We start from the raw sequence: 26,887 nt of genomic DNA on the forward strand, positions 1-26,887 counted from the left end.
GATAAAGACCCATGCTCAAGTATCTGTTTGACATCGTGCATGGCACCTACACCCAGCTTCGCAGCCTGGTGATGGTGTTCTCTCATGCATTTCGCAAGCGCGACACGCTGCAGTACCCGGAAGAGCCGGTGTACCTGCCGCCGCGCTACCGTGGCCGTATCGTCCTGACCCGCGACCCTGACGGCGAAGAGCGTTGCGTAGCCTGCAATCTGTGCGCCGTGGCGTGCCCGGTAGGCTGCATCTCGTTGCAGAAAGCCGAGACCGAAGATGGTCGTTGGTACCCGGAGTTTTTCCGCATCAACTTCTCGCGCTGCATTTTCTGCGGCCTCTGCGAGGAAGCCTGCCCGACCACCGCGATCCAGCTGACACCGGATTTCGAAATGGCCGAGTTCAAACGTCAGGATCTGGTTTACGAGAAGGAAGATCTACTGATCTCCGGCCCTGGTAAAAACCCTGATTACAACTTCTATCGCGTTGCCGGTATGGCCATCGCCGGTAAGCCTAAAGGCTCCGCGCAGAATGAAGCCGAACCGATCAACGTGAAGAGCTTGCTGCCTTAAGGAAGAAAGATGGAATTCGCTTTCTATTTCGCATCTGGCGTCGCTGTTGTGGCCACCCTTCGGGTGATCACCAACACGAACCCGGTGCACGCCCTGCTCTACCTGATCATTTCACTGATTGCTGTCGCCATGACCTTTTTCAGTCTCGGTGCTCCCTTCGCCGGCGTGCTGGAAGTCATCGCTTACGCAGGCGCCATCATGGTCCTGTTCGTGTTTGTGGTGATGATGCTGAACCTGGGCCCTGCCTCGGTGCAGCAAGAACGTATCTGGCTCAAACCCGGCATCTGGATCGGCCCGGTGATTCTGGGCGTACTGCTGCTCGCCGAGCTGCTGTACGTACTGTTCGCCAACCCGACCGGCGCCGGCATCGGCCATACCACTGTGGATGCCAAAGCGGTAGGCATCAGCCTGTTTGGTCCTTATCTGCTGGTGGTGGAACTTGCCTCCATGCTGCTCCTCGCGGCAGCGGTAACGGCATTCCATCTCGGACGCAACGAGGCGAAGGAGTAAAGCCATGAATGCAATCCCTCTTGAACACGGTCTGGCGGTCGCCGGCATCCTGTTCTGCCTCGGCCTGGTCGGTCTGATGGTGCGCCGCAACATCCTCTTCGTGCTGATGAGCCTGGAGATCATGATGAACGCGTCTGCTCTGGCGTTCATCGTTGCCGGTAGCCGCTGGGCGCAGCCGGATGGACAGATCATGTTCATCCTGGTGATCAGCCTTGCAGCCGCCGAGGCCAGTATTGGCCTGGCGATCCTGATGCAGCTGTATCGCCGCTTCCACACTCTCGATATCGACGCTGCCAGCGAGATGCGCGGATGAACCTTCTCTTTCTGACTTTCGTATTCCCCCTGATTGGTTTCCTGTTGCTCGCGTTCTCTCGTGGACGCATCTCGGAAAACCTTGCCGCGCTGATCGGCGTCGGCTCCATTGGACTGTCGGCCATCGTGACGGCCTGGATCATCTGGCAATTCAACGTCGCACCCCCTGAGGGTGGCCACTACACCCAACTGCTGTGGCACTGGATGTCGGTGGACGGCTTCGAACCGAACTTCGCCCTGTACCTTGATGGTCTGTCCTTGACCATGATGGGTGTGGTGGTGGGCGTAGGCTTCCTGATCCACCTGTTCGCGTCCTGGTACATGCGCGGTGAAGCCGGTTACTCGCGCTTCTTCGCCTACACCAACCTGTTCATCGCCAGCATGCTGTTCCTGATTCTGGGCGATAACCTGTTGTTCCTGTACCTGGGTTGGGAAGGCGTTGGCCTGTGCAGCTATCTGTTGATCGGTTTCTACTACAGCAACCGCAACAACGGTAACGCCGCACTCAAGGCCTTTGTCGTCACCCGCGTCGGCGACGTGTTCATGGCCATCGGCTTGTTCATTCTGTTCCAGCAACTGGGTACGCTAAATATCCAGGAGCTTCTGGTGCGTGCACCGGAACACTTCAGCGCAGGTGATTTCTGGATCGTGCTGGCAACCTTGATGCTGCTCGGTGGTGCGGTCGGTAAATCCGCGCAACTGCCGCTGCAAACCTGGCTGGCAGATGCGATGGCAGGCCCGACGCCGGTATCGGCACTGATCCACGCCGCGACCATGGTGACCGCAGGTGTTTACCTGATCGCACGGACCCACGGCCTGTTCGAACTGGCACCAGATGTCCTGCATCTGGTCGGTATCGTCGGTGGTGTAACGTTGGTGTTGGCAGGTTTCGCGGCATTGGTGCAAACCGACATCAAACGTATCCTCGCCTACTCGACCATGAGCCAGATTGGCTACATGTTCCTGGCGCTGGGTGTGGGTGCCTGGGAAGGCGCGATTTTCCACTTGATGACCCACGCCTTTTTCAAGGCGCTGTTGTTCCTCGCGTCCGGTTCGGTGATCGTTGCCTGCCACCACGAGCAGAACATCTTCAAGATGGGCGGCCTGTGGAAAAAACTGCCACTGGCCTACGTCAGCTTCATCGTCGGTGGCGCAGCGTTGTCTGCCCTGCCTCTGCTGACCGCCGGCTTCTACTCCAAAGATGAAATTCTTTGGGAAGCCTTCGCCAGCGGTAACCACGCGCTGCTGTACGCAGGCCTGGTCGGCGCATTCATGACGTCGCTGTACACCTTCCGCCTGATCTTCATCACCTTCCACGGTGAAGCGAAGACCGAAGCGCACGCCGGTCACGGTATCGCTCACTGGCTGCCGCTGTCGGTGCTGATCATTCTGTCGACCTTTATCGGCGCGCTGATCACCCCACCCTTGGCCGGTGTCTTACCGCAGAGCATCGGCCATGCCGGCGGTGAAGCCAAGGACAGTCTGGAAATCGCGTCGGGGGCCATTGTCATCGCCGGTATCCTGCTCGCGGCCATGCTGTTTCTCGGCAAGCGTCGCTTTGTTACCGCTATCGCCAACAGCGCTCCGGGCCGTTTCCTGACGACCTGGTGGTTCGCGGCATGGGGCTTCGATTGGCTGTACGACAAGCTGTTCGTCAAACCTTACCTGATGATCAGCCAAGTACTGCGCAAAGACCCACTCGACCGCACCATTGGTTTGATCCCGCGTCTGGCCAAGGGCAGTCATAACGCCCTGAGCCGCACCGAGACTGGCCAGCTACGTTGGTACGCCGCTTCAATGGCTGCAGGCGCTGTATTGGTGCTCGGCGCCATCGTGCTGGTTGCGGTCTGACATGAACCTTGCGAATTTGCGAAAGGAATTGAGCTCGTCATGATTCTGCCTTGGCTAATCCTGATCCCCTTTATCGGCGGCCTGCTGTGCTGGCTGGGTGAGCGCTTCGGCTCTACCCTGCCACGCTGGATTGCGCTGCTGACCATGTCTCTGGAACTCGCTCTCGGCCTCTGGCTGTGGGCCCATGGAGACTTCCACTTTGCTCCGGCGCCTGGCGTCGACCCCACCTGGGCAGTCGAATTCAAGCTCCAGTGGATCCAACGCTTCGGCATCAGTGTGCACCTGGCCCTCGACGGCCTGTCGCTGCTGATGGTGTTGCTGACCGGTCTGCTCGGCGTGCTGTCGGTGTTGTGTTCGTGGAAAGAGATCCAGCGTAACGTTGGCTTCTTCCACCTCAACCTGATGTGGATTCTGGGCGGTGTGATCGGCGTGTTCCTCGCCATCGACCTGTTCATGTTCTTCTTCTTCTGGGAAATGATGCTGGTGCCGATGTACTTCCTCATCGCGCTCTGGGGTCACAGCTCATCGGACGGCAAGAAGACCCGGATCTACGCAGCGACCAAGTTCTTCATCTTCACCCAGGCCAGCGGCCTGATCATGTTGGTGGCGATCCTGGGTCTGGTGCTGGTCAACTTCAACAACACCGGTGTGATCACGTTCGACTACGCCCAGTTGCTCAAGACAAAGCTGGCACCCGGGACTGAATACATTCTGATGCTGGGCTTCTTCGTCGCCTTCGCGGTGAAACTGCCGGTGGTGCCGTTCCACTCCTGGCTGCCGGACGCTCACGCTCAAGCGCCGACCGCAGGTTCCGTCGATTTGGCCGGTATCCTGCTGAAAACCGCCGCTTATGGCTTGATACGCTTCGCCCTGCCGCTGTTCCCCAACGCGTCGGCAGAGTTCGCGCCCATTGCCATGACCCTGGGCCTGGTCGGTATCTTCTACGGCGCGTTCCTCGCGTTCGCCCAGACCGATATCAAGCGCCTGGTCGCGTACTCCAGCGTCTCGCACATGGGCTTCGTGTTGATCGGGATCTACTCCGGCAGCCAGCAAGCCATGCAAGGTGCCGTAATTCAGATGCTCGCTCACGGTATCTCGGCGGCGGCCCTCTTTATCCTCAGCGGCCAGTTGTACGAGCGTATGCATACCCGTGACATGCGGGAAATGGGAGGCTTGTGGTCACGTATCGCGTACCTACCGGCGATCAGCCTGTTCTTCGCGGCCGCATCACTCGGCTTGCCTGGCACCGGTAACTTTGTCGGCGAGTTCCTGATTCTGCTCGGCACGTTTGTCAGCGCCCCTTGGATTACCGCGATTGCAACATCCGGCCTGGTACTCGGCTCGGTCTACTCGCTGATCATGATCCACCGTGCCTACTTCGGCCCTTCCAAGTCGGATGAAGTGCTGGCCGGCATGGACACACGTGAATTGATCATGGTGCTGGGAATGGCGGCACTGCTGATCTGGATTGGCATCTACCCGCAACCGTTCCTCGATACCTCTGCGGCCACAATGCATGGCGTGCAGCAATGGCTCAGCACCGCCTTCACTCAACTTGCTTCGGCACGGTAAGAGCGCTATGGACCTGACGATTCAACACTTTATTGCGCTTGCGCCGCTGCTGATTACCAGCGCCACGATTGTCGTGGTGATGCTGGCTATCGCCTGGCGTCGCAATCATTCGCAAACCTTCCTGCTCACTGTGGCAGGACTCAACCTGGCACTGCTATCGATCTACCCGGCGCTGAAAGTCGCGCCACTGGTGGTGACCCCACTGCTGAAGATCGATAATTTCGCCTGCCTGTATATGGGGCTCATCCTTGCCTCGACCCTGGCGTGCGTCACCCTGGCACACGCCTATCTCGGAGAGAAGGCTTCAGGCTACCCCGGCAACCGCGAAGAACTTTACCTGTTGATTCTGCTGGCATCGGCAGGTGGTCTGGTACTGGTCAGCGCACAACACCTGGCGGGCCTGTTCATCGGACTGGAACTGCTGTCGGTACCCGTCTACGGTCTGGTGGCTTACGCCTTCTTCAATAAGCGTTCCCTCGAAGGCGGCATCAAGTACATGGTGCTGTCGGCTGCAGGCTCCGCGTTTCTGCTGTTCGGCATGGCATTGCTGTATGCCGAATCCGGCACGTTGAGCTTCGGCGGTATCGGCGCGGCAATGGCGGCGACTGGCCTGCCAAGCCCGATTGCTCAGCTTGGCCTGGCAATGATGCTGGTGGGCCTGGCGTTCAAGCTGTCGCTGGTGCCTTTCCACTTATGGACCCCAGACGTTTATGAGGGCGCCCCTGCCCCGGTAGCGGCTTTTCTGGCAACCGCCAGTAAAGTTGCAGTGTTTGCCGTGCTGGTGCGGCTGTTCCAGATCTCCCCGGTAGCGAGCAGTGGCGTGATGCACGATGTGCTGGCCGTCATTGCAGTGGCGTCGATCCTGATCGGTAACTTGCTGGCACTGACCCAGACCAACCTCAAACGCCTGCTCGGTTACTCGTCTATCGCCCACTTCGGCTACCTGATGATTGCCCTGGTTGCCAGCAATGGCATCGCGGTCGAGGCGATTGGCGTGTACCTGGTGACCTACGTGATCACCACCCTCGGTGCTTTCGGTGTAATCACCTTGATGTCCTCGCCTTACAGCGGGCGTGATGCGGACGCGATGTTCGAATACCGCGGCCTGTTCTGGCGTCGTCCGTACCTGACGGCGGTGATGACCTTGATGATGCTGTCCTTGGCGGGCATCCCCCTGACGGCAGGCTTCATCGGTAAGTTCTACATCATTACCACGGGCGTCGAGTCGCATCAGTGGTGGTTGGTGGGTTCGCTGGTCATCGGTAGCGCCATTGGCGTGTTCTATTACCTGCGAGTGATGGTCACGCTGTATCTGGTCGAGCCCAAGCTGCATCGTCACGATGCCCCCTTCAACTGGGCACAGCGTACCGGCGGCGTGATGCTGCTGGCGATCGCAGTTCTGGCCTTCGTTCTAGGTGTCTACCCGCAACCATTGCTGGACATGGTGCAACACGCAGGCCTGCAACTGGTCGGCTGATGCACTGATGCATAAAATAGCCCTGCTCATGCAGGGCTTTTTTATGGCGATTGAAATCTAGCCAGGCAACCGCATGGTCCTCTTGGCCCCGATAAACAAACCCCAGGTCGACATGAACAACGCGGCCACCATCGGCCCGATAACAAACCCGTTCAGGCCGAATACCGCCATCCCGCCCAGAGTAGAGATCAAAATCAGGTAGTCCGGCATTTTGGTGTCCTTGCCCACCAGAATCGGCCGCAGGACGGTGTCCACCAATCCGATCACGAACACCCCAAACAGCCCGAGCACCACGCCCTGCCAGATCATGCCGCTGAGCAGGAAGTAAGCGGCCACCGGAACCCAGACGATCCCCGCCCCCACCGCTGGCAGCAACGATAGAAAGGCCATCAATACCGCCCAGAGCAAGGCGCTGGGGATGTCTAGGAACCAGAAAATCAGACCACCCAGCACCCCTTGGACGATAGCCATCACCACATTACCTTTCACCGTCGCCCGCACCACTCGGGCGAACTTCAGTTGCAACCGGCGCTTTTGTGGTTCGGCCAGCGGCACAGCGATACGGATCGTGCGCACTAGCTCAGGGCCATCGCGCAGGAAGAAAAACAGCAGATACAGCATGATGAAAAAACTCACCACGAAATCAAACGTCCCCTGACCCACGCTGAATGCCTGGGTCGCCAGGTATTGGCTGCCTTCCATTGCCCCTTTGACGATTTTGTCGCGCAAGCCATTCAGGTTCCCCATGCCGAGATGGTCGAGCAAATGCCTGAAGTACGGCGGTAATAGTGCTTTGAATTGCGCCAAGTACTTGGCAATGTCCAACTGCCCGCTTTCGATGTTGTTGTAAAGGGTGGCGCCTTCCTGGACCAGCAATGTGCTGATGACGATGACCGGAAAAATCGCGATAACCAGACAGATCATCAAGGTGCACAGTGATGTCAGATTGCGTTGCATACCAAAGCGCAGCAGCAATCGCCGTTGCAGGGGCGCAAAGAGGATCCCCAGAATCACCGCCCAGAAAACGGCGCCAAAGAAGGGCAGAAGAATCCAGATGAAGGCGATGGTGACCAACACCAACAGCGCGAGAAAAGTTTTGTACTGCAGCGTACGTTCGTTCATGTCCTGTCCATGCCAGTTAGGCCCGGCGCTCACTCGGCCTACTATTTAGTCAGCCAAACCACAGGCGAGTGCCGTCCGCCGTGTGATCAGCTTAGATAGAGAATGAGGACATGGAGGTGCTGCCGGGATCGGACAAGAGAGATTTCAGTTCGCTCCAACAGGTCGTGGGAGCGAATTCATTCGCTATGTCTGCGTTAAGTGTTGCTAGAGGCTAAACATGCAGAGGTGGCGACATCCCTCTCAGGAGGTATGCAATGCGAGCGACAGAATTCAAAAGCTGGTTATCTGGGGCTCACGTCATGCGGGGCTTTTCTTTGTCTGGTGGGTCAGCGATATCGAGTCGCATCATTCGCAGGCAAGCCTGCTCCCACACTAGATCGCATTCCTCTGTGGGAGCAGGCTTGCCTGCGAAGGGCACAACGTGTCCACCGCTTTTAGTCACCAAATATCTGGCCAATTACCTGGGCTGGCGGCGCCTGCTTGAACGTTATGGAAACCAAATCAATCCATTGATTTTATTGAGGGAATCACTCGGGCATGACCCTATGCAACACTTAACGCAGACATAGCTAATTCATTCGCGAAGAGGCCAGCACAGCCAACATCAGCGGTGGCTGATGTTGTCCGCTTTCGCGAATGAACTCGCTCCCACAAAGACCATTGCGGCCTTACCCCGTATAGATCAGATACGGAATTGCCCGACCAATCTGCCAAGGCGTTGGCCCAGGTCTGCCAGGCTGCGCGAAGTCTGTGCGCTTTGCTGGGTTTGATCGGCGACGCTGTCCACCGATTCGGCGATCTGATGCACGCTGCGGTTGATCTCTTCGGCCACGGCGGTCTGCTCTTCGGCGGCGCTGGCAATCTGCGCGTTCATCGTGTTGATCGTGCCGATCAGTGCCGCAATGGTGTCCAGCGACATGCCCGCCTCGTTGGCCCGCGCCGAGGTACCATCGCCAGCGTCACTGGAGCGACGCATGGCCTCCACGGCCCCCTGCGTGCCCTGCTGTAAACGATCGATCATGCCCTGGATCTCTTGGGTGCTCTGCTGGGTCCGACTGGCCAGCGCTCGCACCTCGTCAGCCACCACCGCAAAGCCGCGTCCCGCATCCCCCGCACGCGCGGCTTCGATCGCCGCGTTGAGTGCCAGCAAGTTGGTCTGGTCGGCGATAGAGCGAATCACCCCAAGTACGCTCACAATTGAAGAAACGTCATTCTGCAGGCTGTCCAGGGAAGTGCCGCTGCTACGAATATCATCAACCAACGCGTGGATCTGCTTGATGCTGCCATCCACTACACGCTTGGCCGCTTGACCTTCCACATCGGTTTGCTGGGCAGCTACCGCGGCACCTTGCGCACTTCTCGCTACCTCATGGGCCGCTGCGGACATTTCATTGATCGCGGTGGCCACTTGATCGGTTTCGTGACGCTGACGCTCCATTGCATGCTCGGAGCGATGGGCCTGGTCGGACACTTCGCTGACCAATCCAGTGAGTTGCGTGGTCATTTCGGCGATTTGACGCACCAGCCCATGAATTTTATCGACGAAACGGTTGAACGAGCCCGCCAGCTCGCCCAGCTCATCCCCGCTGGTGACTGCCAGACGGCGAGTCAGGTCGCCTTCGCCGGCCGCGATGTCATCCAGATTGGCTTTCATCAAGCGCAGTGGGCGCAAAATGGTGCCCGCCAGAACCGCCCCGACGATAGCAATCAACACCAACAGCAGCAGGGCGATGCCGACAATACTCAGCAACATGTCCTGCATGCGCGCATCGACGTTCTTCTGGACTTCAACGACCTGAGCTTCAATCCCGTCAAGGTTGATCGAAGAACCGAACACCATGTCCCATTTGGGCAGGTATTCGGTGTAGCCCAGTTTGGGTAACACCTCTGATTTTCCTGGCAACGCTGAGGAGTACTGCAGATAGTGTGTGCCGGCCTTACCGACCGCGACCAGTTCGCGGTTGACATAGACACCATTGGGGTCACGGGCGTCTTTGAAGCTTTTACCAATGTCTTCTGGGCTGCTGCCCTTAAACAGGCGTACCGCTTCCGAGTCATAACCGAAGAAATAACCGTCCTTACCGTAGGCGATAGTGGAAAGCATCTTCACCACCTGCGCTTGCACGACCTTGTCTCCGGGGGCCGCAGCGTCATACAAAGGCTTGATGGTCCCTAACGCAACGGAAACGTAACTTTGCAGCGTGGCCTTGGCTTCGGTGAGCAGGCGTTGCCGCGTGTCATCGACCTCTCTTTTCGCCTGTCCCTGCAACATCAATACAGTGGTTACGCTAATCACCAGCGCGAAGATCAGCACGGGCAGGACTGCAAGCGACAGCACTTTGGCCTTCAGATTAAGACGCATAAGTTTCCACTCTTATTGGTATTCCAATGGTTAAGTCGCGGTGTTTTATTGGTTAGCGGCCGTGATCCTGAAAAATTGAGAATCGTCCGTCGGTTTTGTAGGTAAAAGCGTATTTTATTGTCGGAATAACGAAACAATGTTGAGGGACGATAACGATAGAATCTGCCGCCCTATCCGCTGAAAGGACCTCTCCATGTCGCTCAGACAGCTTTCCATTCAATGGAAAATCACCCTGCTGGCCGGCTTGTGTCTGTCGGGCATCGTTACGTTGCTCGTGGGACTTTCTCTGTACCGCATGGAGCACAGCTCCGAGTTGGTGAAAGCATCAAGCATGGAGATGCTCAACGAAGCAGCTAAATCGCGGATCGAAGCTCAAGGTGACGTACAGGCGCTGACTATTCGTCGCCAGTTCATGGATGCCTTTCAATATGGCAACGGTTTTGCCCGTCAGGTGTTGTTCCTGCGCGATCAGGCAGAGAAACGCTTTCTTGATGCTTTTGATCTGCGTGAAGACCTGACACGCCAGGTAAAGGCCGCGCTTGAGGCCAATCCAGAGTTGCTCGGAATTTCATTGGTCTTTGAATCCAATGCGCTGGACAGCAAGGATGAACTGTTCGTCGATCAAAAACATCTCGGCAGCAATGAGAAGGGCCGTTTTGCCCTGTATTGGTCGCAGCCTGTCGCTGGCAAACTGACGTCCATGTCACTGCCTGAAAGCGACATAGCCGACACCAGCGTCGGCCCCAGTGGGGAAGCGAACAACGCATGGTTCACCTGCCCGCGCACAACGCTGAAGCCCTGCGTCATCGAGCCCTATTTTTACCAGATCGATGGTCAGAATGTGTTGATGACCAGCATCGTATTCCCTCTGATCCTGGACGGAAAACTCATTGCGTCGCTGTCGGTAGACATCAACCTCAATAGCTTGCAGGCGGTCAGCCAACAGGCGAGCCAACAGCTTTATAACGGACAAACTGACGTTAGCATTATAAGCCCGGTTGGCGTGCTCGCCGGTTTCAGCCCCGACGCCAGCAAACTCAGCAAGCGTCTCGATCAGGTCGACCCGGCAAACGGCGCAGAAATCCTGCGTTTGCTGGCCAGCAGTACTCAGGTGCAAAGCCTGCGCGCCAATCAACGCCTGAAGGTGCTCGCCTCCTTTATGCCCATCCCCGGCGGTAAACCTTGGGGCGTTTTGCTGGATGTGCCCGAGAAAGCGCTTATCGGTCCCGCTGAAGCGCTTAAAACTCAACTTGATCAGCGCAGCGCTGACGGCGTGATGATCGAGTTGGGGCTCGGTCTGCTGGCCGCTGTCATTGGCTTATTATTCGTCTGGCTGATGGCTCGCAGTGTTACCCGCCCCATCCTTGGGGTTGCGCACATGCTCGAAGATATCGCCAGCGGCGAAGGCGATCTTACGCGGCGCCTGGCGTACGCCAAGCAAGATGAACTGGGCGCGCTGGCGAGTGGATTCAACCGTTTTCTAGACAAGCTGCAGCCCATCATCGGAGAGGTCAAAAACTCGGTTCAAGATGCCCGTAATACAGCTGATCAGTCAGCAGCCATTGCGGCCCAGACCAGTGCTGGCATGGAGCTGCAATATCGCCAGGTGGATCAGGTCGCAACCGCGTCCCATGAAATGAGTGCAACCGCTCAGGATGTTGCCCGCAGCGCGGCTCAGGCCGCGCATGCCGCCCGAGATGCCGATGAAGCGACTCGACAAGGACTCAACGTTATTGACCAGACCACTGACAGTATCGACAACCTGGCTGCCGATATGAGCTCCGCCATGCTTCAAGTCGAAGGCTTGGCCGTCAGCAGTGAGAAAATCGGGTCGGTGCTGGAAGTGATCAGGGCGATTGCCGAGCAGACTAACCTGCTGGCGCTCAACGCGGCGATCGAAGCGGCGCGTGCGGGTGAAGCCGGACGGGGTTTTGCCGTGGTGGCCGATGAAGTGCGTAACCTCGCTCGCCGCACCCAGGAGTCCGTCGAAGAAACTCGCCAGGTCATCGAGCACCTGCAAAGCGGCACCCAGGAAGTCGTCAGCACCATGAGCAGTAACCACCGTCAGGCGCAAAACAGTGTCGAGCACGTCAGCCAGGCGGTGACAGCGCTACGCCGGATCGGCGAGGCGGTCACGGTGATCTCGGACATGAACCTGCAAATTGCCAGTGCCGCCGAAGAACAGAGCGCCGTCGCCGAGGAGATCAACAGCAATGTGGCCACCATTCGCGACGTCACCGAGTCTCTTTCCGGGCAAGCCAATGAGTCGGCTCGGGTGAGTCAGTCCCTCAATAGCCTGGCCAATCAACAACAGCGCCTGATGGATCAGTTCCGCGTGTAACGCTCTTGCCGACTCCGGCGGCATTCGCCGGAGTCTGATTAGCGGCTGATATCCACATGATCGAGAGCCGTTCGCTCGGGAAGATCGATACGCACCTGAAGCCCGCCCAAGGGACTGGACAGCAATTGCAGACGACCGCCCCATGCATCGACAATGTCACGCACGATACCCAACCCCAGCCCATGGCCGCTGACCTGTTCATCCAGCCTTGACCCGCGGCCGAGCACCTCATTGCGACGCGCTTCAGGAATGCCAGGGCCATCATCATCGATCAACAAACAATAACGCTTCGACTGTTGCGTGATACTCAGACGCACCACGCTGTCGGCCCACTTGCAGGCGTTGTCTAACACGTTGCCCATCAACTCGAGAAGATCCTCCCTGTCCCATGGCAAACGCAGGCCGGGTGCAACCACTTTGCTCATCTCCAGGTGATCGCCATGGATCATGCCCAGCGTAGCAAACAGGCCGGGCAGCTCTACGTCGCAATCGAACTGCGCCCCAGGCAAGGCATCTCCAGACAGGCGTGCACGATTCAATTCGCGCGAAAGGCGTTGCTGAATCTGTTCCAACTGCTCACGCAAGGTGCTGCGCAAGGCTGGGTAAGCATCAAGCTTTTCGCTGGCCGCCAGACTGACCAACACCGCCAGAGGCGTTTTCAGCGCATGACCTAGATTGCCGAGCGCATTGCGTGAGCGCTTGAGACTGTCCTCGGTATGAGCAAGCAGGTGATTAATCTGCCCAACCAAAGGCACCAGTTCGACCGGCACACAATCATCAAGTTGTGAGCGCTGCCCCTGTTGCAACTGGGCGATCTGCTGACGGGCGTTTTCCAAGGGTCGCAGCGCGCGACGCACAGTGAGACGTTGCAGGACGAGGATCAGCATCAACGCTGTGCCCCCCAACCCCAGACCAATTTGCTGAACACGCTGAAAGCTGGCCTCCACCGGCGTGTAGTCTTGAGCCACAGTGATGGAAAGTGCCTGACCGAATCGACGGTAATCCGCACGTAGAACCAACAATGACTGACCGCTTTGTCCCAGCTCGAAATGGGTGTGCAGGCCAGCTGTTTCCGGACTGGGGAACTCAAGGTCCCACAGCGATCGAGAGCGCCAATGCCCGTCAGGAAAGTCGATTCGAAAATAGTGGCCCGAGTAAGGCTGTTGGTAAGCGGGTGTCAGGTGGCGCTCATCCAATTGAAGGCCTTCGGGACCCCGTGCAAGCGCTACCAACAGATTTTGGCTTTCATTGCGCAGCCCTGACTCCAGGTAACGTTGCAATCCCAACTCGAACAACCACAGACTGGTTTGAGCCAACACCAGGCCCACGATCACTAGCACGCTGATCAACCCCAGACTGAGACGAGCCTGTATGGACCTCAATCGACCTCCCCACCGAAGCGATACCCCTGACCACGACGCGTGCCGATCACCGAGCGACCGAGTTTACGCCGCAGGTGATTGACATGAACTTCGATCACATTGGAGTCGCGCTCGTTTTCACCGTCATAGAGATGCTCGGCCAAATGGCTTTTAGACAGTATTTGCTCGGGGTGCAACATGAAGTAGCGCAGCAGTCGAAACTCAGCAGCGGTCAGCTGGATTTCAACACTGTCCTGGGTCACGCATTGACGGCCTTCGTCCAGATGCAGACCCGCCGCCTCAAGCCTGGGTTGATTGGCCAGGCCATGGGATCGCCTTAACAACGCCTGAATCCGTAGCTGTAGCTCTTCGGGGTGAAAAGGCTTGCACAGATAATCATCAGCCCCCGCTTTAAGCCCTTCAATACGCTCAGCCCATGAGCCTCTAGCGGTCAGAATCAATACCGGAGTGAGCAAACCACTGGTACGCCACTGCTGAAGAACGTCGAGGCCTGGCAAACCGGGAAGCCCAAGGTCCAGGATAATCAAATCGTAGGGCTCACTGCCCCCCTGATACACCGCGTCACGTCCATCGGCAAGCCAGTCTACTGCGTAGCCCTGCCGGTTAAGCCCGGCGACCAGTTCATCTGCCAGCGGCACATGGTCTTCAACCAATAGCAGCCGCATCAATCATCGTCCTTGTCCTTTAATAATCGACTGTCGCGAGCGTCGAACTTCAGCTCCCGGACCACCCCTTCAACCGTCAACAACTCTATTTCGTAGATGTATACGCCATGTTTCTCCTCAAGATCGGCCTCCAACAGCTTTGAACCGGGGTAAAGCCCCAGAGCCTGCTCTATGAGCTGTTCAAGCGGCAGGATCACACCTTGCTGGCGTAGTCTCAGCGCTTCATCCTGATCCAGATCCCGAGCGCCAAGCCCAGAGCAGAATAGGACCAAGAACAATGCGACAAACCGGTAAGGATGCTCACTCACTCTCATTACGTGTCCTGATGATCCTTGAGGACCTGGCCGCTGGTGGCATCCACTTCCACATCCCATTCGCTGCCCTGCGGGTCACGCAGCTCGACCTGATAGACATGGTTGCCATATTCCTCTTCCAGTTCGGTATCGGTAATCCCCGAGCCAGGGTGTTTAGCCAATGCTGCAGCATTGAGCTTCTCGAACGATTGAATAGTGCCCGCATCTCGCAACCTCAATGCCTCGCCTGGGCCTAAATCCCGAGCCAGGGCAATACCTGCGGTGAGCGTAAGAGCGACGGTAGTCAGCAGCACAGTAACGGTTTTCATGTCAGGCCTCCGTAGACACAGATGCTTCGCATGGCGACAACGATAACCATCTCAACTTAATTGAAGCTGAAAAATTTATCTGGCTAGGGGCCATCAACGTTTACGTTTTCAGTGAGCATGTTTTAGCCCGCAGGCACAGCTGGCAAAGCGCTTTATGCCCCTTACCGGGCTCTGGCCAGATTTTGTTTTAGCGCAGCTGACAAACCATTGCTGCTAAACTGGGTGCCTGCTTTTATCGCCTCGGCGATTGCCACTTTCTAGAGCTGGATAAACTGTGGAAATTTTCAAAGAGTTTACGTTCGAATCTGCACACCGTCTCCCCCACGTTCCTGAGGGTCATAAATGCGGACGCCTGCACGGGCATTCATTTCGTGTGGCGATCTATTTGGCGGGCGACGTCGATCCTCATACAGGCTGGATTCGTGATTTTTCCGAAATCAAAGCGATCTTCAAGCCACTGTATGAACGCCTAGATCACAATTACTTAAACGATATTCCAGGCCTTGAAAATCCAACCAGCGAAGTCCTGGTGAAATGGATCTGGAATCAGTTGAAACCTTTGCTTCCAGAACTCTCTGCCATTCGTATTCATGAGACCTGCACAAGCGGTTGTGAATATCGCGGCGACTGAGTTCAGGGCAAAAAAAGGTCGCGGTAGGAATGGCAGTCATGCGTTCCCAATTCAGGCGGTGTCGCTGACTCCGCCGTTTAAGGGCATGCCTCCACGCTCCGATATTTTCCCGACGAAAAGCATCCAATCGCCGTGTATTACCGGGTACGTGGTAGTCATTGCAATAGCCTCTAAACAACCGACTCAACCACTACCCGATTCACTGGGACCGGCTCGTGCCTGCGCTTAGCCGTCATAAGTGAGGCAGAACGGCTCCAGATCACGCCAAGAGGCCTCTGGTACCGGCAGGTGATCTAGACGGAGGTCTGCATTGGCAATATGGGCATTTGATCCGTCAACGACGCACCGCTGGCTGCCGCAAGAACCTGGCCAGTCGGGCTGTCTTAAAGCCACGCTTCACAAAGTGTTTCGGCCTGGTTAAGAATCAGCTGAGCCGCTTCCTCGGCTTGATCCGGCGGGTACTTGTACTTGCGCAGAATTCGCCGCACCAGGATGCGCAGTTTGGCCCTCACGCTTTCACGGCTGCTCCAATCGACGCTCACGTTGGCTCGCAGGCTGGCGGTCAGTTCGTGGGCAATTTTGGCCAGGATCTCGTCGCCCAGTTCGCGCACCGAAGCTTCGTTATGACGGATCAGCCCCGATTCTATTTCGCGTTCCTGAGCGTCGAGGCCTAGGCCAAGAAAATCGAACAGGTACGGATCTTTTAGGGTTTCCTGGGCTAAAGCCGAATCAGCGGCTGGCAGGCGGGAGACAAAGTTGGTCACGTCTGAGCCTTGGCGTTGCTGCAGGCGGCTCTTAATATTCAGTTCCAGCGTGCTGCGTGATCAGCCCTGCAGGACGGTTTGTTGCGCATACCACCCGCCGGCAGGACTGTCCAGCTTGGTCAGCAAGGTCAGCACATGGAACCAGGGCAATTGGTCAGCAGCCTGCTGACCAAATTGGCGATCCGGACAATGCAGAGCGAAGAAGCGCATGTACTTGAGGTTGCTGGCTGACCAGCCCTTCATCTCCGGAAAAGCATCCTTGAGGTCGCGGGCCAGGCGCTCAATGACCTTGGCGCCCCAGCCATGGGCCTCTTAGCCGCATCGGCTTCGACCAGGGTCAATCACCAGCAAATGACATCCGCAAGTGATCGTGTGCTCGACCTGTGGCATCGCTTAGGTCCAGGCCCGGACCGTTACCGGCCGCGTCGACTGCCGCTGCCCGGCTTGTGGGGCAAAATCACTCTTCGCTTAGGCTATCGATGCAGAGTGCCGTGCTAGCCCAGTGATAGCCAGCCAAACAAAGACAGAACGAAAAGAGTGATAAGTGCTTAAAAGATATGGTGTCCCAGGGCAGGTTCGAACTGCCAACCTTCCCCTTAGGAGGGGGATGCTCTATCCAATTGAGCTACTGAGACACGCGTGCTGGCACACAGGAAAGGCACCAGCGAGGACGGCGTGCATGTTAACGGCATGGTGTGGTTTTGTCATGTCGTCCTTGGCTTTTTAAGCTGTAGTACGGCACCCATGAGCTATTTTTTGATAAGCGCCCTGTCCACCATCGTGCAAATTGCACTACTCCAAATAGCCATCATTGCAAAGTGCAAGAGTGATGCAGACGAAAATAATATCAACCTATTGATTTATATAGATTTTTTGTATAATTTCACTTGGCACAGGGTGTGCTTTACCTACCTACACAGGAAACCCCCTACAGAAAAGTTCCGCGTGGAGGCACTCGATATGAACATTGTCCTTCCGTTACTCAACGCTGCAGCCCTCGTCGTGCTGGTGACCGTTCACTTTCAGGGTAGCAGCAGTGGAAATGAACAGGTCAGTGTTCAGGTGCAGACGGACCATCCACTGCGTCAGGCGGCACAATTCGCTGTCATGACCAATCAGTACTCCAATAAAGCCATGCTCGCCAATGACAGCAACGAAAGCATGCCGATGTCGCTCAAGCGTTCTGAGCGCTGGGTGTTTTAGTCGCCTGATTTTTTCCGGGGTAAATTTCTACGAGAACAGCCATGTCAAAATCCACATTGTCATTTCTGGTTCTGGCTTTGATGGCAATCGTCATCAATATGTTGCTTCCGCTGGACGCTCATGCTGTGAGCACTTGGTTTAACATCGCTAGCGGTCTGTTTGTCACGCTCTTCATTGTGGCGCTGGTGATCGGTCGTAAAATCAAATTTGACCCGGTGCTACGCTAGCCTCCTCGCGTTCCCGCTTTAGCCTCTAAAGGCACCTGGCCAGCCATTGACCTCAGGATCGGCATCTATATAGCCGCTTCCGCGATCACCATCAGCGCATCCCCCTCTCCGCATGATTTGCCTGTCTCCACTAGTAAATCGATCAAATCCCTCTAAGCTCATAAATAGCGCACCCCACCCCACCTGACGCTAGCTAGAATTAGCCTGAGGGTGAGGTCCAGATGGCTGATAGCAGAAATACTTTGCAATGCAGCTCGCATTTCTGATAATCGGTACTGGCAAAGCGCCTTTATGAGGTTCAAGATTTGTCACAGAATTGACGCCAAGGAACTGGCAAATTGAGGCATGATGATGGCCTCTTTGACATCCGGGTTGAACATTTGGCTAAAATAGCGGTCATAACATGACACCTTGCGGCCACTTGCTAAAACCGCTCCCTCTGAACTAACCGGTTAAATATATGAGCCCTATGAAACAGGCTACTTATTCCAGCCGCACGGCTGACAAGTTCGTTGTACGACTACCTGATGGCATGCGCAATCGTGTCTATGAGGTCGCCAAGAATCATCACCGCAGCATGAATTCCGAGATCATTGCTCGTCTTGAGCAGAGTCTGATTCAGGAAGGTGCCTTGGGTGACGAGCCAAGCCTGCGCCTCGATAGCCCCGAGCTGTCCTTGCACGAACGCGAATTATTGCAACGCTTTCGCCAACTCTCTCACCGCCAGCAAAATGCGCTTGTTTCGCTGATTGCTCACGACACTGAAAACACTGCCGACGACGAGTCCTGACAGCAAGATCAACATATTCAGGCCAGCACCAAACTGGCTTTTTTATTCGTATCTTTATTCTTGGATCGCCGTAGGATTTCTCTTTTTTAAGCCAAAAAAAACCGCCCCTTCAGGCGGTTTTTTTGTTTAATTGCATTCAAAGCAAGAAGAGTGTGGCCAGCCCCAGGAAGATGAAGAACCCACCGCTGTCTGTCATAGCGGTAATCATCACGCTAGCCCCCATGGCAGGATCTCGCCCCAGGCGCACCAGCGTCATCGGGATCAATACGCCCATCAACGCCGCAAGTAACAGGTTGAGCGTCATGGCAGTGGTCATGACCACACCCAGTGACCAACTGCCATAAAGCAGATAGGCCACCACTCCGATCACCCCACCCCAGACCACGCCGTTGATCAGGCCAACGGCCAGCTCTTTGCGCACCAGGCGAGATGTGTTGCCGGTACCGACCTGATCCAGCGCCATGGCCCGAACGATCATGGTGATGGTTTGGTTGCCGGAATTACCGCCTATCCCGGCAACGATCGGCATCAAGGCTGCCAGCGCTACCAGTTTCTCGATCGACCCCTCGAACAAACCGATCACTCGCGAAGCGATAAAGGCGGTGATCAAATTGATTGCCAGCCAGGCCCAACGGTTGCGCAAAGACTTCCAGACGGAAGCGAATATGTCTTCCTCTTCACGCAGCCCCGCCATGTTGAGGACTTCATTTTCGCTTTCCTCACGAATCAGGTCGACCATTTCATCAATGGTCAAACGCCCGATCAGCTTGCCATTCTTGTCCACCACAGGCGCGGAAATAAGGTCGTAACGCTCGAAGGCTTGAGCAGCGTCATGAGCATCTTCATCCGGATGGAAACTCACCGGATCGTTGGCCATCACCGCAGCCACCTGTTTATCGGGATCATTGACCAGCAGACGCTTGAGGGGCAACACACCTTTGAGCACGCCGTCGTAATCAACCACAAACAGTTTATCGGTATGCCCTGGCAACTCTTTGAGTCGGCGCAGATAACGCAATACCACTTCAAGGCTGACATCCTCACGGATAGTCACCATCTCGAAGTCCATCAACGCACCGACCTGCTCCTCGTCGTAGGACAACGCTGACCGCACACGCTCGCGCTGCTGGGCGTCTAGAGACTCCATCAGTTCGTGGACGACGTCACGCGGCAATTCAGGTGCAAGGTCCGCCAACTCGTCGGCGTCCATCTCTCTGGCAGCAGCCAGGAGCTCGTGATCATCCATGTCGGCGATCAGTGTTTCACGGACAGAATCAGAAACTTCAAGAAGGATGTCGCCGTCGCGTTCGGCCTTGACCAACTGCCAGACCGTCAGACGCTCTGCCAGGGGCAAGGCTTCCAGGATGTGAGCGACGTCGGCGGAGTGAAGGTCATCAAGTTTGCGCTGCAACTCAACGAGGCTCTGCCGGTGAACGAGGTTTTCTACGCGGTCATGATGATGACCTTCCTGACGATGCGTCAGGTCTTCGACCACTCGCTGACGATGCAGCAGCTCAACGACTTGAGCCAGGCGGTCTTGCAGACTTTCTTGCGTTTTTTTTACTTCTATTTCGGTCATAGGCGAACTCCACTCCCAGCAGCGGAGCACGCCAGGGAGATCAATCAGTCAATTCGTGATTGGTAAACCATAATTCTGAGTAGCTACTGGGTAAGTCCATGGAGGTATTCCACAAGCCCCGGCGGGGCTGTCGGGCGCAATAATACATCGCGTGAGGGCGGCGCACGCTACAAAAACGTGGCCAGAACAGGCGCTTGCGCGACAAAATTGAATCAATACGTGTACGAGGTTACATCCTGAGAAGAAAGCACGCGCCCTATAAAACGAGCATCGACTAGCCTAAAGACAGCCGCCATGGAGGACGCTGAATGCCCGCCACTGCTCAAACGACCGTCTTGCTCGCCCTACTCTGCTTCCCCCTGTTAACGCCGGCCACAACAGTTCAACGCTGCGAGGATAGCCTAGGGAACATTACCTTCACATCCCAAGGCTGCCCAAGTGGTCATAGCATGCAATTGCAAAGCGCTTACAACGCCCCACCGGACACCGTGATTAATCTGCTGCCCGAATCCACGCACACTCCAAGACAGGCCGCAGCGCCATCGGACAATCGCCAGAAAAACAAAGAATTGGTCGTCGTCGGCCAGCGTGACGACCCGTGCGGGAATCAAATAAGCAGCGAACAACGACGGCGAGCGATCATCAATCAGCAAGCCCGCGCAGGCATGAGCGCGCAGGACGTGGAGAGCTCTCTGGGGAAGCCGGATAAAATAGCCAGCCGAAATGGAGAAACCCGTTATTACTACAGCGAAAAGAAAGGTCGCAGCAGCCAGATTGTTTTCGACGAGAAGGGATGTGTAAAAGGTAAACACTAGAAAGCAAAAAGCCCGCATTAGATGCGGGCTTCTTGGTGTTTGGTGCACTCGACAGGATTCGAACCTGTGACCGCTCGGTTCGTAGCCGAGTACTCTATCCAGCTGAGCTACGAGTGCATTTGGTATTTGATAGACCAGATCACCTCTGGTTGAAACAAGCTGCTTACATTACTGCAAACAACCCTTTAAATGGTGCACTCGACAGGATTCGAACCTGTGACCGCTCGGTTCGTAGCCGAGTACTCTATCCAGCTGAGCTACGAGTGCATTTGTTGCCGCGCATTATAGATCGTTTAATCGTTTGGTCAAGCACTTTTACGAGTAATTTCAAACACTTACCGCTCAAGCCCGATTACAACGCCCTACATAAATAATGGCGGAGAAGGGGGGATTCGAACCCCCGACACCCTTTTGAGGTGTACTCCCTTAGCAGGGGAGCGCCTTCGGCCACTCGGCCACCTCTCCGCAACGGGGCGTATAATAACCGCCTTTTCCCCGTTTGCAAAGCCAAAAATTCAATAAAAATTAATGGCTTGGTTCCTGGTCCTTCTCTTTCTTGATACGCAGGTAAATTTCCTCACGGTGAACAGCCACCTCTTTGGGGGCATTGACACCAATTCGTACTTGATTACCTTTAACGCCGAGCACGGTCACTGTGATTTCACCATCACCAATGATCAGGCTTTCTGCGCACCGACGAGTCAGAATCAACATACTTTTCTCCTCACGCATTACTTTCAGGGACAACAGTCTGCAAAGCTAAAACGGCATTGGCCTACAGCAAGATGAGCCATAGACCTACAGCCGAGTATTGACTAGCGCAAAGAAAAGAACACCTTTCCTACGCAGATCAAAAAAACGAAAGGCGCGGATCAACCGCGCCTTTCGGGCAACGCGTCACTCGCCCTGTCGGGCCGGAGCGTCCAATTCGAAAGCCGTGTGCAGCGAACGTACTGCCAGCTCCAGGTATTTCTCTTCAATGACCACTGAAACCTTGATTTCAGACGTCGAGATCATCTGGATATTGATGCTCTCTTTGGCCAGCGACTCGAACATGCGGCTGGCGACCCCCGCATGAGAACGCATGCCCACACCCACGATCGACACCTTGGCGATCTTGGTATCACCGACAACCTCACGAGCGCCAATTTCACGCGCCGTGTTTTCCAGCACCAACAAGGCTGCCTGATAGTCGTTGCGATGCACGGTGAACGTGAAATCGGTGGTGTTATCGTGCGCGACATTCTGCACGATCATGTCCACTTCAATGTTGGCGCCACTGATAGGGCCGAGGATCTTGAAGGCCACACCTGGGTTATCCGGCACGCCACGGATAGTCAGCTTTGCTTCATCACGGTTGAAGGCGATACCGGAAATGATCGGCTGTTCCATGGATTCCTCTTCATCAATGGTAATGAGGGTGCCCGGACCCTCTTGAAAACTGTGCAGTACGCGCAGCGGGACGTTGTATTTACCGGCAAACTCGACAGCACGGATTTGCAGCACCTTGGAACCGAGGCTGGCCATTTCCAGCATCTCTTCAAAAGTGATCTTGTCCAGACGCTGAGCTTGCGACACCACACGCGGGTCCGTGGTGTAAACGCCATCGACGTCGGTATAGATCTGGCATTCGTCAGCTTTCAACGCAGCAGCCAGGGCCACACCGGTCGTGTCCGAACCACCGCGACCGAGGGTGGTGATATTGCCGTGTTCGTCGACACCCTGGAAACCGGCGACAACGACTACCCTGCCCGCCTTCAGATCGGCACGAATCTTCTGATCGTCGATTTGCAGGATACGCGCCTTGTTGTGCGCGCTGTCGGTCAGGATACGCACCTGATTGCCAGTGTAGGACACCGCTGGCACGCCACGCTTGATCAAGGCCATGGCCAGCAAGGCAATGGTCACCTGCTCGCCCGTAGACACAATCACGTCCAGCTCACGCGGAACCGGTTGATCGCTGATTTGCTTGGCCAATCCGATCAGGCGATTGGTCTCGCCACTCATGGCTGACAACACAACCACCAGCTCGACGCCTGCATCGTGGAACTTTTTAACCTTGTCAGCCACCTGCTCGATTCGCTCGACAGAGCCAACGGAGGTGCCTCCAAATTTCTGTACGATCAAAGCCATCTCAAAGCAGCCTCAGCCCGTGAAGGGCGCCCATTAAACATTCAAACCCATGAAAGCGCCAAAGCCTGCCGTCAAACGGCAGGCTTGATGGACGACTTAAACACCCTGTTCGACAAAAGGTACCGCCAACGCCAGCGCCGCATCCAGCGCGCCAGCATCAACACCGCCCCCCTGAGCCATATCAGGACGACCACCGCCTTTACCGCCGACGGCAGCGGCCGCTTGCTTCATCAAATCACCGGCTTTGAGTTGGCCAGTCAGGTCCTTGGTTACGCCTGCAACCAGTACGACCTTATCTTCATGGACACTGCCTAGCAGGATCACTGCGCGGCCGAGCTTGTTCTTCAACTGATCAACCAGCGCCAACAGGGCTTTGCCATCCTGACCGTCAAGGCGTACGGCAAGGACTTTCACCCCTTTGACATCCAGCGCAGCAGAGGACAAATCGTCACCTGCGGCACTCGCTGCCTTGGCCTGCAATTGTTCGAGTTGCTTTTCCAGCTGACGATTACGTTCCAGTACAGCCGAGAGCTTGTCCAGCACGTTGTCGCGACTGCCTTTGATCAGCGTCGCGGCTTCCTTGAGTGTGTCTTCAGCCGCATTGAGGTAGGCCAGCGCCGCAGCGCCAGTGACCGCTTCGATACGCCGAACGCCTGCAGCAACGCCACTTTCACTGATGATTTTGAGCAGCGCGATGTCGCCAGTGCGAGTGGCGTGAATACCCCCACACAGTTCGACCGAGAAGTCGCCGCCCATGCTCAGCACGCGCACGTTGTCGCCGTACTTCTCGCCGAACAGCGCCATGGCGCCTTTCTTCTTGGCGGTCTCGATGTCGGTTTCTTCGGTTTCGACCGGGGAGTTTTTACGCACTTCGCGGTTGACGATGTCTTCCAGGGCTTTCAACTGCTCCGGTTTGATCGCTTCGAAGTGGCTGAAGTCAAAACGCAGGCGCTGACTGTCGACCAGCGAGCCTTTCTGCTGCACGTGCTCACCGAGCACCTGACGCAATGCAGCGTGCAACAAGTGCGTCGCCGAGTGGTTCAGGGACGTGGCGTGGCGAACGTCGGCATCAACCTCTGCATCGATTTCGACACCTGCTTTAAGGCTACCTGCCGCCAATACACCATGGTGCAGGAAAGCGCCGCCGGTTTTGGTGGTGTCACGCACGTCGAAACGCACAGCACCCGCCCTCAAATAGCCGCAGTCGCCGATCTGACCACCGGATTCGGCATAGAACGGCGTCTGATCGAGGATCACAACGCCCTCTTCGCCTTCGCTCAATTGCTCGACTGCGTGGCCGTCTTTATAGAGCGCGATCACCTTGGCGACAGCGCGAGTAGCGGTATAACCGATGAAGCGAGTGGGCTCATCAACCTTGACCAGGCTGTTGTAGTCCATACCAAATGAACTAGCCGAACGAGCGCGCACGCGTTGGGCGTCCATCTCGCGCTCAAAACCTTCCTCATCAAGGGTCAGGTTACGTTCGCGGGCGATGTCGCCCGTCAGGTCCATCGGGAAGCCGTAGGTGTCATACAGCTTGAACACCACGTCACCCGGCACCACGCTGCCTTTGAGTTCAGCCAGATCCTGCTCGAGGATCTTCAAGCCCTGCTCCAGGGTCTTGGCGAATTGTTCTTCTTCAGCCTTGAGCACGCGCTCGATATGCGCTTGCTGCTGGGTCAGCTCAGGGAAAGCGCTGCCCATTTCCGCGACCAGCGCGGCAACGATTTGATAGAAGAAACTGCCTATGGCGCCCAGTTTGTTGCCGTGGCGGCAGGCGCGACGAATGATCCGGCGCAGCACATAACCACGGCCTTCGTTGGACGGCAGTACGCCGTCGGCAATCAGGAAGCCGCAAGAACGAATGTGGTCAGCCACGACTTTAAGCGAAGGCTGCATGTCGTTGCTGCAACCGATGGCCTTGGCCGAAGCGACCAGCAGGTTCTGGAACAGGTCGATCTCGTAGTTCGAATGCACGTGTTGCAGCACGGCACTGATCCGCTCCAGGCCCATGCCGGTATCCACCGACGGCGCGGGTAGCGGGTGCAACACGCCATCGGCGGTGCGATTGAACTGCATGAACACGTTGTTCCAGATTTCGATATAACGGTCGCCGTCTTCTTCCGGCGAGCCCGGTGGGCCACCCCAGATGTCGGCGCCGTGATCGTAGAAAATCTCGGTGCAAGGGCCGCAAGGGCCGGTGTCGCCCATGGTCCAGAAGTTATCAGAGGCGTACGGCGCGCCTTTGTTGTCGCCGATACGCACCATGTGCTCGACCGGCACGCCGATTTCCTTGGTCCAGATATCGTAAGCTTCGTCATCGCTGGCGTAGACCGTGACCCAGAGCTTGTCCTTGGGCAGGTTCAATACATCGGTCAGGAAGGTCCAGGCGTAGGTGATGGCATCGCGCTTGAAATAATCACCGAAACTGAAGTTACCCAGCATTTCGAAGAACGTGTGGTGACGGGCGGTGTAGCCGACGTTTTCCAAATCGTTGTGCTTACCACCGGCACGCACACACTTCTGGCTACTGACAGCACGGGTGTAGGCGCGTTTTTCCTGACCCAGGAAGCAATCCTTGAATTGGTTCATCCCCGCGTTGGTAAACAGCAGGGTGGGGTCATTGCCCGGAATCAAAGAGCTGGAGGCTACACGGGTGTGACCTTGCTCTTCGAAGAAGCGAAGGAAGGCTTCACGGATTTCTGCGCTTTTCATAGGTTCTTCCACGGAGACGGCGGCCAGAGGCAAGTGCAAAATGTCAAAAGAGGGTGCGACTTGCAAAGGGCCGCATTATATAGGCGTTGTGCCGTCGGTACAGTGTGTTTGTACGATAGAGACAAGCAATTGGATCGTCGGCAGCATCACCTTTTAGCGAACTCGGCAAATGCCGCCACGACCTGTTCGATCTGAACCCGTGATACATCCAGGTGCGTCACCATCCGTAAACGCGCCGCAGCGCTGAGCTTTATGCCCCGTTCGGCGCAGAAGCCCTTGAGCGCTTCAGCCCGATCATCGACCTGCACATACACCATATTGGTCTGTACCGGCTCAACCTGATAGCCCAGCCCGCGCAGGCCGTCGGCCAAACAGTGAGCGTTGGCATGGTCGTCGGCCAATCGCTCGACGTGATGCTCCAACGCATACAGCCCGGCAGCAGCGAGAATCCCGGCCTGGCGCATGCCACCCCCGACCATTTTTCGCAAACGACGAGCTTTGCCGATCAGTTCGGCCGTACCGCACAACACTGACCCGACCGGTGCGCCCAAGCCTTTGGACAGGCATACCGAGACCGAATCGAAGTAGTGGGTAATTTCTTTGGCATCAACCCCCAACTTCACTGCCGCGTTATAGAGGCGCGCGCCATCCAGGTGCAGGGCCAGGCCCCGTTCATCACACAGCGTTCGCGCAGCCGCCAGGTACGACTGCGGCAAAACCTTGCCCTGCATCGTGTCTTCCAGCGCCAGAAGTCGGGTGCGAGCGAAATGGAAGTCATCAGGTTTGATCGCGGCCAGTACCTGACTCAGGTCCAGTGAACCATCCGCCTGGACTTCCAGAGGTTGCGGTTGAATAGAGCCCAATACCGCGGCCCCGCCGCCTTCATATTTATAGGTATGCGCCTGTTGACCGACGATGTACTCATCGCCGCGTCCACAATGGGCCATCAAACCGAGCAGATTACTCATGGTGCCGCTGGGTACAAACAGACCCGCCGCAAAACCCAGCTGATCGGCCAGATAAGCCTCAAGACGGTTCACTGTCGGATCTTCGCCATACACGTCATCGCCCAATGGCGCGCGCGACATGGCATCGAGCATCCCGGCCGTGGGCTGAGTCACAGTGTCGCTGCGTAGATCAATAACCGTCACGATAAAACCCCATGAGATGTTTGAAACATCGATGTTGAACGCAAGAACAATCCTGCCGTAGCTCATTACTAAGGCCATTGAGCACTTAATTCAAGGTCGCCAC

At 56.3% G+C, this 26,887-nt stretch carries 22 protein-coding genes, 4 tRNA genes and 6 pseudogenes; 14 read left to right on the forward strand and 18 right to left on the reverse strand.

Annotated elements, in window-relative coordinates; translation table 11 throughout:
* Nucleotides 1-11 precede the first annotated feature (11 nt).
* Genes nuoI through nuoN form a run of 6 tightly spaced genes read left to right on the forward strand, consistent with a single transcriptional unit; the run spans nucleotide 12 to nucleotide 6,282 of the window.
* Nucleotides 12-560, forward strand: coding sequence for an NADH-quinone oxidoreductase subunit NuoI (gene nuoI, locus AC1ME2_RS05180; protein ID WP_480439729.1), 549 nt, complete (start codon nucleotides 12-14; stop codon nucleotides 558-560).
* Between the two features lie 9 nt (nucleotides 561-569).
* Complete coding sequence (gene nuoJ, locus AC1ME2_RS05185; protein ID WP_480439730.1) at nucleotides 570-1,070, forward strand: NADH-quinone oxidoreductase subunit J; 501 nt, start codon at nucleotides 570-572, stop codon at nucleotides 1,068-1,070.
* 4 nt (nucleotides 1,071-1,074) lie between these two features.
* The gene (gene nuoK / locus AC1ME2_RS05190; protein WP_449636070.1) at nucleotides 1,075-1,383 is read left to right on the forward strand and encodes an NADH-quinone oxidoreductase subunit NuoK; all 309 of its coding nucleotides are present in this window, start codon (nucleotides 1,075-1,077) and stop codon (nucleotides 1,381-1,383) included.
* Nucleotides 1,380-3,233, forward strand: a complete 1,854-nt coding sequence (nuoL, locus tag AC1ME2_RS05195; protein ID WP_480439732.1) for an NADH-quinone oxidoreductase subunit L — start codon at nucleotides 1,380-1,382, stop codon at nucleotides 3,231-3,233. The genes nuoK and nuoL overlap by 4 nt, the downstream gene beginning before the upstream one ends.
* A 39-nt stretch (nucleotides 3,234-3,272) precedes the next feature.
* The gene (gene nuoM, locus AC1ME2_RS05200; protein WP_480439733.1) at nucleotides 3,273-4,805 is read left to right on the forward strand and encodes an NADH-quinone oxidoreductase subunit M; all 1,533 of its coding nucleotides are present in this window, start codon (nucleotides 3,273-3,275) and stop codon (nucleotides 4,803-4,805) included.
* A gap of 7 nt (nucleotides 4,806-4,812) precedes the next feature.
* Nucleotides 4,813-6,282 carry an NADH-quinone oxidoreductase subunit NuoN gene (nuoN, locus tag AC1ME2_RS05205; protein ID WP_480439735.1) on the forward strand — a complete coding sequence of 490 codons (1,470 nt, stop codon included), beginning with the start codon at nucleotides 4,813-4,815 and terminating at the stop codon, nucleotides 6,280-6,282.
* Between the two features lie 57 nt (nucleotides 6,283-6,339).
* On the opposite strand, the gene AC1ME2_RS05210 is transcribed toward nuoN, so the two are convergent.
* Nucleotides 6,340-7,404 (reverse strand): AI-2E family transporter, encoded by a 1,065-nt coding sequence (locus AC1ME2_RS05210; protein ID WP_480439736.1) that lies wholly within the window; start codon nucleotides 7,402-7,404, stop codon nucleotides 6,340-6,342.
* A gap of 434 nt (nucleotides 7,405-7,838) precedes the next feature.
* On the opposite strand from AC1ME2_RS05210, the pseudogene AC1ME2_RS05215 reads away from it, so the two are divergent.
* Nucleotides 7,839-7,973: pseudogene (locus tag AC1ME2_RS05215) on the forward strand (IS1595 family transposase); the annotation flags it as partial.
* A gap of 113 nt (nucleotides 7,974-8,086) precedes the next feature.
* Here AC1ME2_RS05215 and AC1ME2_RS05220 read toward each other — a convergent pair.
* Nucleotides 8,087-8,908, reverse strand: coding sequence for a methyl-accepting chemotaxis protein (locus tag AC1ME2_RS05220; protein ID WP_480442008.1), 822 nt, complete (start codon nucleotides 8,906-8,908; stop codon nucleotides 8,087-8,089).
* A gap of 36 nt (nucleotides 8,909-8,944) precedes the next feature.
* Nucleotides 8,945-9,766 (reverse strand): annotated as a pseudogene (locus AC1ME2_RS05225) (cache domain-containing protein); the annotation flags it as partial.
* A gap of 412 nt (nucleotides 9,767-10,178) precedes the next feature.
* On the opposite strand from AC1ME2_RS05225, the pseudogene AC1ME2_RS05230 reads away from it, so the two are divergent.
* A pseudogene (locus AC1ME2_RS05230) lies at nucleotides 10,179-11,249 on the forward strand (cache domain-containing protein); the annotation flags it as partial.
* 261 nt (nucleotides 11,250-11,510) lie between these two features.
* A pseudogene (locus tag AC1ME2_RS05235) lies at nucleotides 11,511-12,107 on the forward strand (methyl-accepting chemotaxis protein); the annotation flags it as partial.
* A gap of 38 nt (nucleotides 12,108-12,145) precedes the next feature.
* Here AC1ME2_RS05235 and AC1ME2_RS05240 read toward each other — a convergent pair.
* Genes AC1ME2_RS05240 through AC1ME2_RS05255 form a run of 4 tightly spaced genes read right to left on the reverse strand, consistent with a single transcriptional unit; the run spans nucleotide 12,146 to nucleotide 14,776 of the window.
* The gene (locus AC1ME2_RS05240) at nucleotides 12,146-13,489 is read right to left on the reverse strand and encodes an ATP-binding protein (protein ID WP_480439737.1); all 1,344 of its coding nucleotides are present in this window, start codon (nucleotides 13,487-13,489) and stop codon (nucleotides 12,146-12,148) included.
* Complete coding sequence (locus tag AC1ME2_RS05245) at nucleotides 13,486-14,154, reverse strand: response regulator transcription factor (protein ID WP_480439739.1); 669 nt, start codon at nucleotides 14,152-14,154, stop codon at nucleotides 13,486-13,488. The genes AC1ME2_RS05240 and AC1ME2_RS05245 overlap by 4 nt, the downstream gene beginning before the upstream one ends.
* Nucleotides 14,154-14,468 (reverse strand): PepSY domain-containing protein, encoded by a 315-nt coding sequence (locus AC1ME2_RS05250; RefSeq protein WP_480439741.1) that lies wholly within the window; start codon nucleotides 14,466-14,468, stop codon nucleotides 14,154-14,156. Before AC1ME2_RS05250 ends, AC1ME2_RS05245 begins: the two co-directional genes overlap by 1 nt.
* On the reverse strand, nucleotides 14,468-14,776 hold the full coding sequence (locus AC1ME2_RS05255) for a PepSY domain-containing protein (RefSeq protein WP_480439743.1): 309 nt from the start codon (nucleotides 14,774-14,776) through the stop codon (nucleotides 14,468-14,470). Before AC1ME2_RS05255 ends, AC1ME2_RS05250 begins: the two co-directional genes overlap by 1 nt.
* Before the next feature lie 274 nt (nucleotides 14,777-15,050).
* Here AC1ME2_RS05255 and queD point away from each other — a divergent pair, with 274 nt between their 5' ends.
* Entirely contained in the window at nucleotides 15,051-15,407 is a 357-nt protein-coding gene (gene queD / locus AC1ME2_RS05260) for a 6-carboxytetrahydropterin synthase QueD (RefSeq protein WP_480439745.1), read from the forward strand.
* A 383-nt stretch (nucleotides 15,408-15,790) separates the two neighbouring features.
* On the opposite strand, the pseudogene AC1ME2_RS05265 reads toward queD, so the two are convergent.
* From AC1ME2_RS05265 to AC1ME2_RS05275, 3 genes and pseudogenes are all read right to left on the reverse strand, one after another.
* Nucleotides 15,791-16,036: pseudogene (locus tag AC1ME2_RS05265) on the reverse strand (type I restriction enzyme endonuclease domain-containing protein); the annotation flags it as partial.
* A gap of 195 nt (nucleotides 16,037-16,231) precedes the next feature.
* A pseudogene (locus tag AC1ME2_RS05270) lies at nucleotides 16,232-16,468 on the reverse strand (DUF1016 N-terminal domain-containing protein); the annotation flags it as partial.
* A 261-nt stretch (nucleotides 16,469-16,729) separates the two neighbouring features.
* Nucleotides 16,730-16,806: transfer RNA gene (locus tag AC1ME2_RS05275), tRNA-Arg, on the reverse strand.
* A gap of 325 nt (nucleotides 16,807-17,131) precedes the next feature.
* Between AC1ME2_RS05275 and AC1ME2_RS05280 the strand changes: the two genes are divergently transcribed.
* The 3 genes from AC1ME2_RS05280 (at nucleotide 17,132) to AC1ME2_RS05290 (ending at nucleotide 18,391) form a co-directional block, all read left to right on the forward strand.
* Nucleotides 17,132-17,374 (forward strand): hypothetical protein, encoded by a 243-nt coding sequence (locus AC1ME2_RS05280; RefSeq protein ID WP_480439747.1) that lies wholly within the window; start codon nucleotides 17,132-17,134, stop codon nucleotides 17,372-17,374.
* Between the two features lie 41 nt (nucleotides 17,375-17,415).
* Nucleotides 17,416-17,601: a PA3371 family protein gene (locus tag AC1ME2_RS05285; RefSeq protein WP_480439749.1), complete on the forward strand. Its 186-nt coding sequence runs from the start codon at nucleotides 17,416-17,418 to the stop codon at nucleotides 17,599-17,601.
* A gap of 460 nt (nucleotides 17,602-18,061) precedes the next feature.
* Nucleotides 18,062-18,391, forward strand: a complete 330-nt coding sequence (locus tag AC1ME2_RS05290) for an Arc family DNA-binding protein (protein ID WP_480439751.1) — start codon at nucleotides 18,062-18,064, stop codon at nucleotides 18,389-18,391.
* Between the two features lie 136 nt (nucleotides 18,392-18,527).
* Here the strand turns inward: AC1ME2_RS05290 and mgtE are convergent, their stop codons facing one another.
* Nucleotides 18,528-19,970 (reverse strand): magnesium transporter, encoded by a 1,443-nt coding sequence (gene mgtE / locus AC1ME2_RS05295; RefSeq protein WP_480439753.1) that lies wholly within the window; start codon nucleotides 19,968-19,970, stop codon nucleotides 18,528-18,530.
* Between the two features lie 308 nt (nucleotides 19,971-20,278).
* Here mgtE and AC1ME2_RS05300 point away from each other — a divergent pair, with 308 nt between their 5' ends.
* Entirely contained in the window at nucleotides 20,279-20,785 is a 507-nt protein-coding gene (locus AC1ME2_RS05300; RefSeq protein WP_480439755.1) for a cell envelope protein SmpA, read from the forward strand.
* A gap of 40 nt (nucleotides 20,786-20,825) precedes the next feature.
* On the opposite strand, the gene AC1ME2_RS05305 is transcribed toward AC1ME2_RS05300, so the two are convergent.
* From AC1ME2_RS05305 to ltaE, 7 genes are all read right to left on the reverse strand, one after another.
* Nucleotides 20,826-20,902 (reverse strand) — tRNA-Arg (locus AC1ME2_RS05305).
* Between the two features lie 73 nt (nucleotides 20,903-20,975).
* Nucleotides 20,976-21,052, reverse strand: a tRNA-Arg gene (locus tag AC1ME2_RS05310).
* A gap of 107 nt (nucleotides 21,053-21,159) precedes the next feature.
* A tRNA-Ser gene (locus AC1ME2_RS05315) sits at nucleotides 21,160-21,250 on the reverse strand.
* 60 nt (nucleotides 21,251-21,310) lie between these two features.
* Nucleotides 21,311-21,499 carry a carbon storage regulator CsrA gene (csrA, locus tag AC1ME2_RS05320; RefSeq protein ID WP_020290522.1) on the reverse strand — a complete coding sequence of 63 codons (189 nt, stop codon included), beginning with the start codon at nucleotides 21,497-21,499 and terminating at the stop codon, nucleotides 21,311-21,313.
* Between the two features lie 183 nt (nucleotides 21,500-21,682).
* A complete protein-coding gene (locus tag AC1ME2_RS05325; protein ID WP_480439757.1) occupies nucleotides 21,683-22,918 on the reverse strand; it encodes an aspartate kinase in 1,236 nt (411 codons plus the stop codon).
* A gap of 96 nt (nucleotides 22,919-23,014) precedes the next feature.
* Nucleotides 23,015-25,633: an alanine--tRNA ligase gene (gene alaS, locus AC1ME2_RS05330; RefSeq protein ID WP_480439759.1), complete on the reverse strand. Its 2,619-nt coding sequence runs from the start codon at nucleotides 25,631-25,633 to the stop codon at nucleotides 23,015-23,017.
* Between the two features lie 146 nt (nucleotides 25,634-25,779).
* Complete coding sequence (gene ltaE, locus AC1ME2_RS05335) at nucleotides 25,780-26,784, reverse strand: low-specificity L-threonine aldolase (protein ID WP_480442010.1); 1,005 nt, start codon at nucleotides 26,782-26,784, stop codon at nucleotides 25,780-25,782.
* Nucleotides 26,785-26,887: the final 103 nt, after the last annotated feature.

This window comes from Pseudomonas sp. ASL9, from assembly GCF_056680335.1.